The 16,462-nt window shown below is 66.0% G+C and carries 13 protein-coding genes; 2 read left to right on the top strand and 11 right to left on the bottom strand.

Annotated elements, in window-relative coordinates; all coding sequences use genetic code 11:
- Positions 1–166 precede the first annotated feature (166 nt).
- The 4 genes from ACFSQT_RS13145 to ACFSQT_RS13130 all read right to left on the bottom strand — a co-directional run bounded on the left by ACFSQT_RS13145 (position 167) and on the right by ACFSQT_RS13130 (position 5,229).
- A complete protein-coding gene (locus tag ACFSQT_RS13145) occupies positions 167–1,516 on the bottom strand; it encodes a putative bifunctional diguanylate cyclase/phosphodiesterase (protein ID WP_379019161.1) in 1,350 nt (449 codons plus the stop codon).
- 148 nt (positions 1,517–1,664) lie between these two features.
- On the bottom strand, positions 1,665–3,485 hold the full coding sequence (locus tag ACFSQT_RS13140; protein ID WP_379019159.1) for a GtrA family protein: 1,821 nt from the start codon (positions 3,483–3,485) through the stop codon (positions 1,665–1,667).
- 101 nt (positions 3,486–3,586) lie between these two features.
- Positions 3,587–3,985, bottom strand: coding sequence for a GtrA family protein (locus ACFSQT_RS13135; protein WP_379019157.1), 399 nt, complete (start codon positions 3,983–3,985; stop codon positions 3,587–3,589).
- Complete coding sequence (locus tag ACFSQT_RS13130; RefSeq protein ID WP_379019155.1) at positions 3,982–5,229, bottom strand: glycosyltransferase family 2 protein; 1,248 nt, start codon at positions 5,227–5,229, stop codon at positions 3,982–3,984. The genes ACFSQT_RS13135 and ACFSQT_RS13130 overlap by 4 nt, the downstream gene beginning before the upstream one ends.
- 243 nt (positions 5,230–5,472) lie before the next feature.
- Here ACFSQT_RS13130 and gshB point away from each other — a divergent pair, with 243 nt between their 5' ends.
- Entirely contained in the window at positions 5,473–6,417 is a 945-nt protein-coding gene (gene gshB / locus ACFSQT_RS13125) for a glutathione synthase (RefSeq protein ID WP_379019153.1), read from the top strand.
- Between the two features lie 185 nt (positions 6,418–6,602).
- The gene (locus ACFSQT_RS13120) at positions 6,603–8,135 is read left to right on the top strand and encodes a YifB family Mg chelatase-like AAA ATPase (RefSeq protein ID WP_379019151.1); all 1,533 of its coding nucleotides are present in this window, start codon (positions 6,603–6,605) and stop codon (positions 8,133–8,135) included.
- Positions 8,136–8,183: 48 nt separating this feature from the next.
- On the opposite strand, the gene ACFSQT_RS13115 is transcribed toward ACFSQT_RS13120, so the two are convergent.
- The 7 genes from ACFSQT_RS13115 to ACFSQT_RS13085 form a co-directional block, all read right to left on the bottom strand.
- Complete coding sequence (locus ACFSQT_RS13115) at positions 8,184–10,355, bottom strand: malate synthase G (RefSeq protein ID WP_379019149.1); 2,172 nt, start codon at positions 10,353–10,355, stop codon at positions 8,184–8,186.
- A gap of 152 nt (positions 10,356–10,507) precedes the next feature.
- Positions 10,508–12,550, bottom strand: coding sequence for a hydantoinase/oxoprolinase N-terminal domain-containing protein (locus ACFSQT_RS13110; protein WP_379019147.1), 2,043 nt, complete (start codon positions 12,548–12,550; stop codon positions 10,508–10,510).
- Between the two features lie 166 nt (positions 12,551–12,716).
- Positions 12,717–13,112: an endonuclease domain-containing protein gene (locus ACFSQT_RS13105; protein WP_379019145.1), complete on the bottom strand. Its 396-nt coding sequence runs from the start codon at positions 13,110–13,112 to the stop codon at positions 12,717–12,719.
- Between the two features lie 92 nt (positions 13,113–13,204).
- On the bottom strand, positions 13,205–13,831 hold the full coding sequence (locus ACFSQT_RS13100; protein ID WP_379019143.1) for a CDGSH iron-sulfur domain-containing protein: 627 nt from the start codon (positions 13,829–13,831) through the stop codon (positions 13,205–13,207).
- A 162-nt stretch (positions 13,832–13,993) separates the two neighbouring features.
- Positions 13,994–14,365 (bottom strand): hypothetical protein, encoded by a 372-nt coding sequence (locus ACFSQT_RS13095; RefSeq protein WP_379019141.1) that lies wholly within the window; start codon positions 14,363–14,365, stop codon positions 13,994–13,996.
- A gap of 161 nt (positions 14,366–14,526) precedes the next feature.
- Positions 14,527–14,904, bottom strand: coding sequence for a hypothetical protein (locus tag ACFSQT_RS13090; RefSeq protein ID WP_379019139.1), 378 nt, complete (start codon positions 14,902–14,904; stop codon positions 14,527–14,529).
- Between the two features lie 61 nt (positions 14,905–14,965).
- The gene (locus ACFSQT_RS13085; protein ID WP_379019137.1) at positions 14,966–16,456 is read right to left on the bottom strand and encodes a pyridoxal phosphate-dependent decarboxylase family protein; all 1,491 of its coding nucleotides are present in this window, start codon (positions 16,454–16,456) and stop codon (positions 14,966–14,968) included.
- Positions 16,457–16,462 lie beyond the last annotated feature (6 nt).

The raw sequence follows: 16,462 nt of genomic DNA, 5'->3' as shown, positions 1-16,462 counted from the left end.
GACGCGCGGCGCCGTAGTCGGACCGGCGCGCATCCTAGCCAGACACGTCGTGCGGGCAAGGGCGAAACGGCGGATTTGCGGGCTTATGTCGGACAAAACGACAATGCGTCGCACCGGACGCGCAAAGCGGCCTCATCGGGATTGCGGACCGCTTCGCGATCGCCGGTCAGATCGCCTTGGCGCGCAAGGCACCGCGGAAGGAATCGCGGAGATAGCCGAGAGTGGCATCGGCATCGACCGGCTTGCCGAACAGATAGCCTTGCCCGCCGGCGCAGCCGAACTGGACCAGGCGGTCGGCCTGCGCCTCCTGCTCGATGCCTTCGGCGACCACGTCCATGCCGAGCCCCTCGCACATGGCGAGAATGGCGCGAATGATGTGTTCGGACGGACGGTCGTCGAGAATGGAGGAGACGAAGGCGCGATCGATCTTGAGCTTGTCGAAATGAAATTCACGCAAGCGGCCGAGCGAAGACTGGCCGGTGCCGAAATCGTCGAGCGAAACGCGGATACCGACGCGGCGCAGATCCTCGACGATCTTCTCGGCCGAGGCAGGATCGTTCATCAGGCCGGTCTCGGTGATCTCGATCTCCAGCCGGCTCGGATCGAAGCCGGTGCGGTCGAGAATCGCCAGTATGTGCAGGCCGGTGTTCTGGTCGACGAGCTGCGAGGGCGACAGGTTGAACGACAGGAACAGGTCCTTCGGCCAGCTTCTGGCCGCTTCGGTCGCCTTGCGCAGCACCAGCTGCGACAGCGGGCCGATGATACCGCGTTCCTCGGCGATGGGAATGAACACTGTTGGCGGCACGGAGCCGAGGTCGCGATCGGTCCAGCGCGCCAGCGTCTCGAAGCCGATGGTGCGGCGCGTGTTGAGGTCGACGATGGGCTGGAAGTGCGGCTCCACCTCGCCGGCCGAGACAGCGCGGCGCAGTGCCTGTTCGATGCGGGTGACGCGCTTGGCCGCCTCTTCCATCTCGCGGGTGTAGACGACGACGCGGCCACGGCCGGAACGCTTGGCGTGATAGAGCGCAGTCTCCGCCTTGTTGACGAGGATCTCGGTGGTCTCGTCGCCCGAATAGAACAGCGAGCAGCCGACCGAGGCCGAAAGCCTGGCGGTGCGTTCGCCGACATCATAGGGCGCCGAAAGAATCTCGATCAGCATGCGGGATTTTTCAGCCGCCGCCTCCTCGCTGAACACCATCGGGTAGAGGAAGGCGAATTCGTCGGCGCCGATGCGGCAGACGGTGGAATGGCCGTCCATCGAGGCGCGCAGCCGCATCGCGACCTGGACCAGGATATCGTCACCGGCCTTGTGGCCGAACAGGTCGTTGATCGGCTTGAAGCCGTCCAGGTCGAGAATGCCGACGGTGAACGGCGCTGGGTCGTCGGCACGGTCGCTGATCAGGCGATCGACCTTGTCGAAGAAGCGGCGATGGTTGCCAAGCCCGGTCAACGGATCGGTGAACGCCAGATCCGTGCTCTCCCTGTTTGCCTGACCGGTGCCAAACGAAGTTTGCATCGGTGTCCCTGTTTTGTGACGTCGGAATTTGGTTTTTAGACTGGCAGTAAACCCTTTAGGAAACGTATCGCCAAATCGATTATTCGCGGGTAAAGCGCATTGTTTTCAAGAGGGTCGACGCGACGCGCGTCAAGCCTTCACGCGGATCTCAGCCATTGGGCCGGACACGATAGAGTTCGAGCGCGGCACCACTTGTTTCCGCGATCGGTTGCAGCCATTCCGGCACGTTGCCGCGCATCAGCCCGGCAAGAAAACCGCCCGGCGCGGTGAAGGCGAAAAGCTGGCTTTCCGGGTTGCCGCGGCACAGCGCCACAAGGCCGACATGATGATCCCCGGCGATCGACCTGGCTTGCGCGTCGGAACCGAGGAAAGCGTCGAGCGCCAGCAGGTTTCCGGCGACGTTGCGGTGGTAGGGCCCGGCGAACACGCGATGCCGGGAGTACACCAGGATCGGCGATCCGAGATTGGAGACGGCGAGCACGGTGGTATCCGGCAGCCTACCGAGTGCGGCGAAGCTGGCCTTGGCCTGGCAGGACGGGTCGGCGCCAGCGTCGCTTGTGATCCCCGCACCGGTCGCGAGCGCCGCCGATGCCGCATGGGCGGCGCCTGACCAGATTGAGTTCACCGAGATGAGCCAGGCCGCGGCCATCCGCAGCACCGTGCCGCGCGACGGACTGGTTTCGGCCCGCCGCCGCCATTTGGCGATCCACCCAGAAAGCGGGATCACCGCGAAGGCAATCGAGAATGTCGAGCCGCGCACTTGCCAGACGCTGACCAGGAAGGCCACGGCCAGCAGCACGGCGACAAGGCTGTCCTGGCGCCGCCAGCCGCCACGGCGCAGGTGCAGCGCCATCAGCACGATCGCGACCAGCGGCGTGGCATAGCGCGCCGCCAGCTCCGCCGGATCGCGGGCGGCCAGCAGGAACAGCGACTGCGCCTCGTCGATATGATCGAGCCACAGTGTCTTCAGGCGCGGATCGAGCCCCGCATAGGGCGAGGCCAGGCATTGCGGAAACAGCACAAGGAGGACCGTGCCGAGCACCAGCGCCAGCACGCCAAGCGACAGCAGACGCCGCCGGCGTGTGCGCCCGGCTGCTTCGATCGAGGCGATCGCCGCAAGGCCGGCTCCGGCAAGGGCCGCCACGACGAACTGCGCCGTCGAGAAGGCATCGCATTGCGCCTGGCCCCAGGCCGATAGCGGGATGGTGGCGACGAAGACGAGTGCCGAGACGCCGGCAAAGCCAAGGCCGAAATCCCTGGCGATCCGCCTTTCGCCTGATACGTCGAAGGCGAACAGCGTCGCCACGCAGACGCCGATCGTGGCGACGTAGGGAGCGGTTTCCATGCCGACGGCGAGCGTCAGCGCGGCGCTCAGGCCGGCAAGGAACGCCGCCAGCCTGAGCACGGGCGCTTCGAGCAGAAAACTCAGGCTGGCGACGGCCAGCATCAGCTGGACATTGTGATGATCGAGCGCGCCCGGCGCGAAGATGCCGATGAAATACAGCGCCGCCGCGCCGACGATGACGGCGGGCAGCACCGCGCCATCGCCGGCAAAGCTGCGCGCGGGGCGGATGATGAAGACCATGGTCAGGCCGAAGAGCAGGGCCGGCCACGCCACTTGCGCCACGTTCTCGGCGAGGGTCATGTTGCCGGTCAGGCTCGATACGGCGAGCACAATGGCGGCGATCGGCGCATCGACCAGCCGCGACCAATGCATGACGAAGCCGCCTTCCAGGCCCATCCGGTATTGATGCAGGTCGAACCAGCCCTGGCCGGCCAACAGGTCGCGCACCTCGACCAGCCGCAGCAGATCGTCATTGTCGCCGCCGGCGTTAAGCAGCGCCGGGAAACCGGCGCAGGCGTCGACGGCAAGGACGCCGAGCGTGGCAAGCAGCGCCAAGATGAGGTCCGCTCGCCAGGAGGCGCGTGCCCTATCCTTGGAAAGCATCGCGGTATGGGCGGTGGTCATGGAGCGGGGCTTTCAGCCGGTTTTTGTCGGCGCAGGCTAGCGCCGGCCGCTTCACAAAGCGTAAAGCGGCGCGATTTCGCGCCGCTTTTCAGCGCCATGCATCAATCGCGCGCCGGAAACACCCACAGCGACGACAGAATGTAGCTCACGGTGCTCGCGGCGACCGTCATCAGTGCCGACATGGCAAGCGCCGACATGCCGAAACGGGTGACCGCCAGATGCGACACCAGGCCCGAAAACAGCGCGCATCCGAGCTGCAGCGCAAGATAGCGCGGCATGGCGCTGGCATGATCGTGCTGGCCGCCGAATGTCCAGCCGCGCTGCGCGCTATAGGCAGCGACGAAGGTGATCGCATAGGCGACGACACTGCCGGTGAAGGGCGAAAGACCCAGCGACACCAGAAGCCACGACAGAGCAAACAACAGCAATGCGGCGCCGACGCCGACCGTCAGGAACCGGAACAGGCGCGTCTGGACAAAGGCCGGCAATGCTTCGCTCAAGCGTCGCGTGTCGGCAGTTCATTGGCCGGCAAGTTATTGGACTGCCCGGATTTCAGGCGCTTGACCGGTATTTCCAGGACACCGAGCAGAAAGGCCGAGAAGAAAGCCTGGAGTGAAATGACCATCAGGCTCAGGCCCAGCACGACGATGCGCGGGATTTCGGAATCGTTCAGCGGGCCGAAGCCAAGATGCGCCCAGCGCGCCACGGCATAGCCGAAGAACAGCACGCCGCCGGCAAAGCAGATGCCGGCATTGGCGGCGAGGCGGTCGGTGCTGATGGTTCTGGTCAGCCAGTCGGAACGGCGGCTTGGCGGCAGGATGCCGGTTATCTCGGCATAGTAGCGCGAAATGGCGCCGAAGGTGATGAGCTGGACGCCGGTGACGACCATGAAACAGGCGGCGACGAAGGTGTTGAGGTCGAGCGACAGATTGTCGATGACGCGCAGCGGCCCGAACACCAGCAGCGCCGCAAACACGATGCCAAGGCCGCCGATCACCGTGCCCGGGATGAAGAACATCCAGCGCGGATTGTAGACCAGCAGGAACTTCAGGTGCCGCCAGCCATCGCGCCAGGTCCTGAGATGCGGCGGCCGGCTGCGGCCGTCGGGCTTGAGCGTTGTCGGCACTTCCTCGATGCGCAGGCCGGCAAGGGCGCCGCGCACCACCATCTCGCTGGCGAATTCCATGCCGGTCGTCTGCAGGTCGAGTTTTCTGATGCTGTCGGCGTTGAAACCGCGCAGGCCACAGTGGAAATCGCCGGTCTTGATGCGGAAGAACAGGCGGCCGACAAAGCTGAGCACCGGGTTGCCGAGATAGCGGTGCAGCGGCGGCATGGCGCCCGCTTCGATGCCGCCCTGGAACCGATTGCCCATGACCAGGTCGGCGCCGTCGCGCAGCCGCGCGACGAAGGCTTCCAGCGCGCCGAAATCATAGCTGTCGTCGGCATCGCCCATGATGATGAAGCGGCCCTTGGCGGCGGCGATGCCACCCAAAAGGGCCGCGCCATAGCCCTTCTGCGCCACCGGCACGACACGGGCGCCGCCTTGCGCGGCAATCGCCTGCGATCCGTCGGTGCTGCCATTGTCTGCTATCAGCACCTCGCCCGAGATGCCCGCTTTGTCGAGAAAGGCTTTCGCCTTGCCGATGCAGACGGCCAGCGTCTCGGCCTCGTTGAGGCACGGCATCAGGATGGTCAGTTCGAGCTCTTTGGTTGCAGCGGCGCGGATGGCGGTGACGGCGTTCATGGTCGTTGTTCCATCGAGCGCCCGGCGCAGCTTTGGTCGGCAGGGCGCATTCGGGGCTTACCGTTGCACGGCAAGGCTTAAGAAAGCGATGACGCGCAGCCTCGCCTTGTCTCCAAATGACCGGCAGGGTCTGGCCGAGGTTCGCGACTTGCTGATGCCAATCTTCAAAACGTCGCGATTGGCAGACGCCCAGTGAGCCTGTACAGGCAAGACAGTCGCCCATCCGAGCCGCCGGAGACCGCCATGAAGCTGAAAATCGCCGTCCAGATGGACCATATCTCCACCGTGTCGATCGCCGGCGACACCTCTTTCGCGCTATCGCTGGAGGCGCAGCGGCGCGGCCATCAGCTGTTCCACTACACGCCCGACCGGCTGTCGCTGCGCGACGGCAAGGTGTTTGCCCGCATCGAGGAGATGCAGGTGCGCGACGAGAAGGGAGCGCATTATTCGCTGGGCGAGCAGGTGCGCACCGATCTGGCGGAAATGGATGTCGTCCTGCTGCGCCAGGATCCGCCCTTCGACATGAACTACATCACCGCCACGCACATCCTCGAGCGCATCCACCCGAAGACGCTGGTGGTCAACGATCCGGCCTGGGTACGCAACAGCCCGGAAAAGATCTTCGTCACCGAGTTTCCCGACCTGATGCCGGACACGCTGATCACCAAGGACCCGCTCGAAGTCGCCGCCTTCCGCAAGGAGTTCGGCGACATCATCATCAAGCCGCTTTACGGCAATGGCGGTGCCGGCATCTTCCACATGCAGGAGGCCGACCGCAACCTTGCCTCGCTCCTGGAAATGTTCGGGCAGATGTTCCGCGAGCCCTACATCGTGCAGCGCTACCTGAAGGATGTGCGCAAGGGCGACAAGCGCATCATCCTGATCGACGGCGAACCGGTCGGCGCCATCAACCGGGTACCGGCCGAGCACGATTCGCGCTCCAACATGCATGTCGGCGGCCGCGCCGAAAAGACCGAGCTGACGGAACGCGAGCGCGAGATCTGCGCCCGCATCGGGCCGGCGCTGAAGGCGCGCGGCTTCATCCTCGTCGGCATCGACGTCATCGGCGACTACATGACCGAGATCAACGTGACCTCGCCGACCGGCGTGCGCGAAGTGCGCCGCTTCGGCGGCGCCGACATCGCCAGCCTGTTCTGGGACGCGGTCGAGGACAAGCGGCGGACGTAGTCCGTTTTCATTTTGTGTTAACCATGTTCCGGTTTTTCAACCGGGCACAACCCGGCCGCGACCGGTGCGGCTGCATGTTCCTGTAATGTTCTTGATTTGACCGGGGAATTGTGATTGTCTTCCCGCGGGGCCATTCCTGGCCCTCGCACGGGCTGGGGCCAGCCCATATCCGGGGGCTGAGAAAAATGGTGGCGCGGGTTCGCACGGTCGCTTTCCAGGGCATCGAGGCCGTGCCGGTCGACGTGCAGGTGATGATCGCGCCCGGCAAGGTCAACATGCACATCGTCGGCCTGGCCGACAAGGCGGTGGCCGAAAGCCGCGAACGGGTGCAGGCGGCCCTGCATGCCTCCGGCCTGTCGATGCCTTCGAAGAAGGTCACGGTCAATCTGGCGCCCGCCGACCTGCCGAAAGAAGGCAGCCACTATGATCTGCCGATCGCGCTTGGCCTGATGGCGGCACTGGGCGCCATTCCGGGCGACATGCTGGCCGGCTATGTCGTGCTGGGCGAATTGTCGCTCGACGGCACGATTGCCGCGGTCGCCGGTGCCCTGCCGGCGGCGATCGGCGCCAATTCCGAAGGCAAGGGCCTGATCTGCCCGTTCGCCTGCGGGCCGGAAGCGGCCTGGGCCGGCAAGGATTTCGACATTCTGGCGCCGCGCAGCCTGATTGCGATCGCCAATCATTTTCGCGGCACGCAGGTGCTGTCGCGGCCGGAGGCCGGCATCCACGCCGCGGCGCGCGACCTGCCAGACCTTGCCGACATCAAGGGCCAGGAGACCGCCAAGCGGGCGCTGGAAGTGGCGGCCGCCGGCGGACACAACCTCTTGATGATCGGCCCGCCGGGATCGGGCAAGTCGATGCTGGCGCAGCGGCTGCCGTCGATCCTGCCGCCGCTGGCGCCGAAGGAGCTTCTCGAAGTCTCGATGATCGCCTCGGTGGCGGGGGAGCTCGGCGAAGGCAAGCTGACCGACCGGCGGCCGTTCCGCGCGCCGCACCATTCGGCCTCGATGGCGGCGATGGTCGGCGGCGGCATACGCGCCCGGCCGGGCGAAGTGTCGCTCGCCCATCACGGCGTGCTGTTCCTCGACGAGTTTCCCGAATTCACGCCGCAGACACTCGACGCCCTGCGCCAGCCGCTGGAGACCGGCGACTGCATGATCGCACGGGCCAACCATCGCGTCACCTATCCGGCGCGCATCCAGCTGGTCGCGGCGATGAACCCGTGCCGCTGCGGCATGGCCGGCGAGCCGGGCTATCGCTGCCTGCGCGGCGAACGCTGCCGCACCGACTACCAGGCACGCATCTCGGGCCCGCTGCTCGACCGCATCGACCTACGGATCGAAGTGCCGGCGGTCTCGGCCAGCGACATGATCCGGCCCGACCGGGCGGAGAAAAGTGCTTCCGTGGCGCTGCGCGTGGCGCGCGCCCGCGCCATCCAGCGCGAGCGTTTCGAGCGGCTCGGCGTCACTCAAGCCACCACCAACGCGCATTGCGCGCCGGCGGTCATCGAGGAGATCGCCATGCCCGACGCCGCCGGCCTGTCGCTGCTCAAGGACGCCAGCGAAAAGCTCGCCTTTTCGGCGCGGGCCTATCACCGCGTGCTGAAAGTGGCGCGAACACTGGCCGATCTCGACGCCAGCGAAACGGTCGGCCGCATCCATCTGGCGGAAGCGATTTCCTACCGCATGAGTTCGGAGCGCGTGGCGCAGGCGGCGTGAGCTTTCCCCCCTCAAGGGAGCGGGGGACGCGGCGTTCCAGACGATCCTTCAGGCCGAGGCGCGCGCCTTCAGCTCCAGCCGCCGCGCGTGCAGCACCGGCTCGGTGTAGCCGTTGGGCTGGATGCGGCCCTTGAACACCAGGTCGCAGGCAGCCTGGAAGGCGATGGAATTGTCGAAGTCGGGCGCCATCGGTCGATAGTGCGGATCGCCGACATTCTGCCGGTCGACGATGGCCGCCATGCGCTGCAGGGAATCCGTTACCTGGATACGCGAGCAGACATCGTGGCGCAGCCAGTTGGCGATGTGCTGCGAGGAGATGCGCAGCGTGGCGCGGTCCTCCATCAGGCCGACATCGTTGATGTCAGGCACTTTCGAACAGCCGACACCTTCCTCGATCCAGCGCACGACATAGCCGAGGATCCCTTGCGCGTTGTTGTCGAGTTCGCGCTGGATCTCGTCCGGGGTCCAGTTCGGACGCACCGCGACCGGCACCGACAATATGTCGTCGAGCCTAGCCTTCGGCCGGCTCTTCAGCGCTGCCTGCACGGCGTGGACATCGACCTTGTGATAGTGCGTCGCATGCAGCGTCGCTGCCGTCGGCGACGGCACCCAGGCGGTGTTGGCGCCGGCCTTGGGATGGGCGATCTTCTGTTCCAGCATCGCCGCCATCAGGTCGGGCATCGCCCACATGCCCTTGCCGATCTGGGCATGGCCGGCCAGCCCGCATTCGAGCCCGGTGTCGACGTTCCAGGCCTCGTAGGCGGAAATCCAGGCGGCCTGCTTCATGTCGCCCTTGCGGATCATCGGCCCGGCTTCCATCGAGGTGTGGATCTCGTCGCCGGTGCGGTCGAGGAAGCCGGTGTTGATGAACACCACGCGCTCTCGCGCCGCGCGGATTGCCTCCTTGAGGTTGACGGTGGTGCGCCGCTCCTCGTCCATGATGCCCATCTTGATGGTGTTTTTCGCCATGCCGAGCAAGGCTTCGACACGGTCGAAGATCTCGACCGCGAAGGCGACCTCCTCCGGCCCGTGCATCTTGGGCTTCACGAAATACATCGAGCCGGCGCGGGAGTTGGCGCGGCGGCCGTTCTGCCCGACATCGTGCAGCGCGATCAGCGCCGTCATCGCCGCGTCCATGATGCCTTCCGGAACCTCGCTGCCGTCGCGGTCAAGGATCGCCGGATTGGTCATCAGGTGGCCGACGTTGCGCACCAGCATCAGCGAGCGACCGGGCACGGTCAGCGTGCCGCCGGCGGGTGCGCTGTAGGCGCGGTCGGGGTTGAGCTTGCGGACAAAGCTCTTGCCGCCCTTGGTGATCTCTTCCGCCAGGTCGCCCTTCATCAGGCCGAGCCAGTTGCGGTAGACCACGACCTTGTCCTGCGCATCCACCGCCGCGACCGAATCCTCGCAGTCCTGGATGGTGGTCAATGCCGATTCCAGGATGACATCGGCGATGCCTGCCGGATCGGTGCGGCCGATCTGGTTGTCGCGGTCGATCGATATCTCGATGTGCAGCCCATTCCTGACCAGCAGCACGGCATCGGGATTGGCGGCATCGCCGCGGTAGCCGACGAACTGCCTGGGGTCGGCCAGCGTGGTCGAGCCGGCGCCGGCACTCAGCCGCAAGGCGCCGTTGGCCACCGACAGGCCGTTGACGCCGGCCCATTTGCCCAGGGTGAGCGGGGCAGCCTCGTCGAGAAAGGTCTTCGTCCAGGCAACGACCCTGGCGCCGCGCGCCGGGTTGAATCTCGTGCCCTTCTCGGCGCCGTCCGTCTCGGGGATGGCGTCGGTGCCGTAGAGCGCATCATAGAGCGAACCCCAGCGCGCATTGGCGGCGTTGAGCGCGTAGCGGGCATTCATCACCGGCACGACCAGCTGCGGGCCGGCAACGACCGCGATCTCGGGATCGACATTTTCGGTCGACACGCTGAAGGCCGGCCCCTCGGCAACGAGATAGCCGATCTCCTTGAGGAAGGCCTTGTAGGCCTCCATGTCGACGGGCGCGCCATGGTCGCGATACCAGCCGTCGAGCTTCTGCTGCAGGGCGTCGCGTTTTGCCAGCAGCGCCCGGTTCCTGGTGCCGAGGTCATGGACGATGGCCGAGAAGCCGTTCCAGAAGTCCGCCGCTTCGATGCCGGTGCCAGGCAGTGCTTCCTTGGCCACGAACTCATGAAGCTCGCGGGCAATCCGCAATCCGGCGATCTCGATGCGATCGGTCATCAGGCTTCTCCAGATGAAAGGCTTTGCGGGCTTTGGCATGTCGGGGTGCAAGGGTCAATTCAGCTTACGGTGAAGGTGGGGGCATTTCGCGGCCCAATGAAGCTGCCGATCTCCCCTCTCGTGGCGGAGATCGGCTTTCACCCCCGCCGCGGTCAGACTGCGATGCGCGGCCTTCCCGAGGCCACCGCCACCACATGCGCCTCGATGAACATGCGCTGGGCTTCGACGGTGGAGACGCGGAATTCGGTCGCGACCTCGATCTCGGCGCTGTCGGTGCCGGCATCCCTGGCGCGCTCGGCGACGATGGCGCGCACATCGGCCTCGGCGGCCGCGATCGCCGCCGCCTCGTCGAGGAAATCGCGCACGGTTTCACCCGAAGCAAGCCGAAACAGCCCTTCCTGCGGCTGGCTGACCCGCGCTTCGGCCGACACCCTGACCTGGCCGACAACGGCGCCGAGCGCGTTGGCGACATCGGTGTCCTCCGGCACCACGCAGTCATTGCCGATCAACGGCGGCAGGCCGGCATAGTGCAGTGGCGCCGAGGCGCCGAGGCCGATGACCGGGCGGTCGAGCGCAACGCTGAGCCGGGCAATGCCGGGATGCGAATCGACGGCGCGCTGCACCAGCGCATGCGCCACCGTCGACGCGCCGTCGAGCCCGTCCTCGGCAAAGGCGGTTTCGAGAATATATTCAGCCGACCAGCGCGTCAGCGTCACCAGCACCCGTTCCGAGATCGCTTCAGGCGACGTTGATATGGGCTGGCCACGGCCGTCACGCCTGCGGGCGAAGAGTTCGGCGCCGAGGCGTGCGGCGACCGGATCCCAGTTCGCCTGCTTGCCCAGCACATGGGCGGCGTCCGACGGCGTGAAGCCGGCGACATGCACCAGCCCGCGCGACACCAGCCGGTTGAGCGTCGCGTTCTGCGCATTCGAGGTCAAAAGCCTGTCGACGGCGAGCGGCACGGCGCCAATCGCCTCGTATAGCCGGGCTTCGGCGCCGGTCAGCCCGGCGGCGAGCCGGTCCGGCACGCCGGTGCGTACCGCGAAGCGGCCGTCCATGCGGCCGGGATTGGGCGCGCGCAACTGCCGTTCGAGCTCCGCTGTAACCGCTCCGCCATGCGCCATGCCGGCCAGCGCCAGCGGCACCAGACGGCGCGGTCCGAGCAGGATCTTCGGGTTGAGCGCGCCATCCTCCAGCGCCACTTCGGAATCGCCGCCGAGACCGAAGGTGCGCATGGCCACCGCCTCGACCATGGTGCGGAAACCGCCAACGGTGGCGCCTTCTGGATCGAGGCGCGGCCGGCCCTGGTCGAGCACGGCGACGTCGGTGGTGGTGCCGCCGATGTCGGACACCATGGCGTTGTCGAGCCCGGTCATGTGGCGGGCGCCGACCAGGCTGGCGGCCGGGCCGGACAGGATGGTCTCGATCGGCCGCTGGCGGGCAAACGCCGCCGAGACCAGCGCACCGTCGCCGCGCACCACCATCAGGGGTGCGGCGATGCCGCGCTGTTCGAGAAAGCCTTCGGTCGCCGCCACCAGCCGGTCGATCATCGAGATCAGCCTGGCGTTGAGCAGCGTGGTCAGCGCCCGGCGCGGGCCGCCGAGCTTGGCCGACAGCTCGTGGCTCGATGTGACCGGCAGACTGGTCTTTTCGCGGATCAGCTCGCGGGCGGCGACCTCGTGTGCCGGGTTGCGGGTGGCGAAATAGGCGCAGACGGCAAAGCCGGAGACCGAAGCGCCGAGTTCCGGCAGCGCTGCCTCCAGCCCCGACAGATCGAGCCTGGCGGCATTGCCATGCACGTCGTGGCCGCCGGGGCAGAACACCACCGGGTCGGTGCCGAGCGCGGCTTTCAGCCCGTCGCGGTGGAGGTCGGCTTCGGAGAAGCCGATCATGGCCAGCGCCACGCGGCCGCCCTGGCCTTCGACCAGCGCGTTGGTGGCAAGCGTCGTCGACATCGAGACCAGCTTGATGGCGGCCGGATCGGTGCCGGCCTTCTGCAGCACCGCGTCGACCGCGCCGGAAATGCCGACGGCCAGGTCATGCCGCGTGGTCAGCGCCTTGGCCTTGGCCAGCACCTTGCCCTTGTTCGGCCCCTGCTGGGGACCTTCGGTTTCAGACCACAGCACGGCATCGGTATAGGTGCCGCCGGTGTCGATCCCGAGGAACAGCGGCTTTGGCTTGGTCTTGGCGGTCATGTCTGATGGTGGTCCGGCTGGCGAATTTGTCTGACCCTGCCCTTAGCCGATAGCGGCCTGCCGATAAAGCCGCGAGCGCTGGGCCACGGGGAGAGACGATCTCCCCCTCGTCGGGGAGATGGCCGGCAGGCCAGAGGGGGGCGCTGTCCCGCCGACCTTGCCGCTCCTACAGCTCCCCCGGCGGATTCCTCGAAGACGCGCCTCCAAGCCCGACCGCAATCACAATATGCTGGCAGACATTGTCGATGTCGCCGATGATGTCATCGGTCCAGGAGCGCAGGACGGTCCAGCCGTCTTGCTCCAGGCGCAACGTCCTTGCTTCGTCGCGGGCGACCGCGTCGGCTTGCACATGCTGTGAGCCGTCGACTTCGACGGCAAGTTTCTTCTCCGGGCAAGCGAAGTCGACAATGTAACCGGCGACCGGAAATTGTCGGCGGAAGCCAAGCCCCATCAGCCGATGCGCGCGAAGCTCGTTCCAGAGCTTCAACTCGGCTGATGTCATGACCTTGCGCATCGATCTGGCGTTTGCGCGATGTCTTGGAGGCAATGGCGTGTGAGGCATTGAGGATGCTCGGTGGTTATTGAGGTTGGCGCTCTACGGGGCCCCCCTCTGCCCTGCCGGGCATCTCCCCCGCGAGGGGGAGATTGGCAGCTTCAGCCCACAAACCCCACCTTCTTATGCGTGCCATCGCAAAACGGCTTGTTGGCCGAATGACCGCAGCGGCAGAGGAAGGTGCGTTGCGTGCGGTCGATCGTGTGGCCGGTGCCGGTGACGATCTCGACATTGCCCTCGAGCTTGAGTGGGCCGTTGGTGGTCGGCGTCACTTTCAGCGGGCCATTCCTCGCCTCCAGCGCCGGCGTGTCCTTCAGCGGCGGCTCGCCGGTGGCGGTGAAACCTGATTTGTTGTGGCTGCCGTCGCAGAACGGCTTGTTTTCCGACGCGCCGCAGCGGCAGAGAGTGGCGCGATAAAAGGTCTCGCCGTCGAGCACGATCTCGGCATGCACGGCCAGCGGGCCGTTTTCGCGCAGGCGCACGGTGTTGACGACCGGCGGCTGTTCCTGCGGCCCGCCGTCCTTCCTGACGTAGGTGATGGCGCCCGAGGGGCAGCTTTCGGCGATGGCGACGATCTTCTCGACGCTGGCGGCCTCGGGATGGATCCATTGGCCCGGCGCGTTGGGCACGAAGACATGCGGATCGCCCAGCACGCAGTTGCGCGAATGGATGCAGCGCTTGCCGGAGAACCCGACGTCGATCTTGTCGCTTTCGACCATGCCGGCCATGGCTGTGCTCCTGTTGCCTGAAGCACGCCGCGTACAACGTGGCGCACTTTTGGGTGTTTTGCGCAGGCTATATTTTAGCGCTTTTCCCGGGAAAACCGTTTCACACTTTTCCTGGAATTGCTCTATGGCGCCAGCAGGAAAACCGTCAAGCTGGCAAACCGGTCAGGGGACGAGATTGATCTCCTCGGTCTCGCCGCCGCTGCAGGTATAGCAGCAATCCTCGCATTTTTCCTTGTTGCCGGGACCGACACCCCAATAGGTGCCCTCGTCGCCATCGACCCAGGCGCCGTAACAGATCGATTCGCCTTCGTCGCAGGATATCGGCAACGACTTGGTCTCGCCGTCATCGAGATAGAAATCCTGGCCATTGCCCGGCCAGACATAGTCGCGGTCCTGGCTGTAGAGCTCGAGGCGCATGGCGTTGGGATGGCTGTTCTTGATGGCAAAGGTAACGTCGCCGGCATGCGCCGACGGCGCGACCAGCATGACGAGAGACAGCGCGGCCAGCGTGCGGCGCGCATAGGCGTAAAACATGGTAACCCCCTGAATAAGCGGCCCACTTGGCCGCGGGGCGACCATCGCACGCTGGCGGCTGCCGCTAAAGGGATGATTGCAACAATTCCCGGACTGATTTTGGGGATATCGAAACGCCTCTTCTGCCTTCTCCCCCGTGGGAGAAGGGATAACGCGTCCCGCTACGGTACCAGATCGATCGTCTCGGTCGTGTGTTCCATGCAGATGAAGCAGCAGGTGTCGCAGGGCTGCTCATTGTCCGGCCCGACGCCGGCGGAGACGCTGTCGTCGCCATCGACCCAGGCGCCATAGCAGATATGTTCGCCCTGATTGCAGGAGAGCGGCACCGATTTCTGCGAGCCGGGATCGATCAGGAACACCTTGTCGTTGCCCGGCCAGACCGTCTCGCGGTCGCGGCTGAACAGCTCGACCGCAATCGCTTGCTTGCGCAGGTTCTTGACGAAGAAAGCCATCTCGGCGGCCTCGGCCGAACTGGTGAAGACCAGGGCGGCAAGTGCAGCCATGCGGAGCAGCGTCACGGTCTCGATCTCCCGAATCATGGCGGCAGAATCGCATGCCGGCCGGGAACTAGGAAGACGCGGGTCACTGGGAAGATGCGGGTCACCAGGAAGATGCTGGGCGCTGCGCCGCGATCTGCCGTCCCAGCCGCACGGTTTCACGCACCAGAAGGTCGAGATCCTCGCGCCGGGTGCGGTGGTTGGTGATCGCCACCCGCAGCCAATGCTGGCCATGTACCGTGGTGTCGGAGAGTGCTGCGATGCCCTGTTCCTGCAGCCGCAGCATGATTTCGGTGTTGAGCGCCTTCAGCGCCTCACCGGCCAGACCCGGCTGATAGCGGAAACAGACGATGTTGATGGTCGGAGGCGCGGCCAGCTCCAGTTCCGGCGCGGCCTCGATCAGCCCGGCGAGGGTGCCCGCCTGGGCGATGTTCTGGTCGATCAGCCGGCCGAATTTCTCGCTGCCATGCTCCTTCAGCGCCATCCACACCTTCAGTGCGCGAAAGCCGCGCGTCGTCTGCAGGCCGTAGTCGTTCAGCCACTCGCCGGAGGCGAGACCGCGCGGTGTCGATTCCAGATATTCCGGTGTCACGGCGAAGGTCCTGCGATGCGCGGCGGCATCCCTGACCAGGGCACAGCCGACCTCGAATGGCGCGTGCAGCCATTTGTGCGGATCGAGCGCGACCGAATCGGCCCATTCGATGCCGGCGACACGATGCGCATTGTCGGGCGCGATGGCGATCAGCGCGCCGATGCAGCCGTCGACATGGAACCAGAGGTCTTCCTCATGCGCCAGCCTGGCAAGCGCCCGCAGGTCGTCGATCGCCCCGGTGTTGACCGTGCCGGCCGTGCCGATGACGCAGGCCGGCTTGAATCCGGCCGCGCGATCCTCGACGATCGCGGCGCGCAAGGCAGCGATGTCGATGCGCAGTCCGGCGTCGGTCGGGACGCGGCGCAGCGCCCGGTTGCCGAGGCCAAGCGCTTCCATCGCCTTGCGGTGGCAGGAATGGATCTGGTCCGAGCCATAGAAGCGCAGCGGCTTGTCGATGGCGGCAACGCCGTGCTCGCGCACGTCGATGCCGGCCTTGACGTTGCGCGCCACGGTCAGCCCGATGATGTTGGCCATCGAGCCGCCGCTAACCAGCGTGCCGCCAGCGGACGCGGGAAAACCCAGCATCTGCTTGCACCAATTGACCACCTGGCTGTCCATCAGCCCGGCGGCGTGATTGCCGCCGCCGAGATTGGAGCCCTGGATTGCCGCCAGGAAGTCGCCGAGCGCGCCGGTGAAGTTGCTCGATCCCATGTACCAGGACCAGAAGCGTGGATGGATGTTGCCCATGGGATAGGACATCACGGTCCGCGAGACCTCGCCATAGACGGTGGCAAGTGGCGATGGCGATGGCGGCAGGGGTGCGGCGAAGACATCCCGCACATCCGCCGGCATCTCCCGCCAGACCGGGCGGTCGCGCACGTCACGCAGATAATCGACGGCATCATCGATGACCCGATGCGACAGGGCCTGCACATCGGCCCAGTCCTGAGGGTCAAGCGTTTCCTCGGCCACCATGCCGGGGGTTTCTTGCACCGCGTCCATGTCGGG

This window comes from Mesorhizobium calcicola (assembly GCF_042682105.1).
In the GTDB taxonomy this organism is placed as follows: Bacteria; Pseudomonadota; Alphaproteobacteria; order Rhizobiales; family Rhizobiaceae; genus Mesorhizobium; species Mesorhizobium calcicola.
This window is presented reverse-complemented; position numbering and strand designations above follow the sequence as displayed.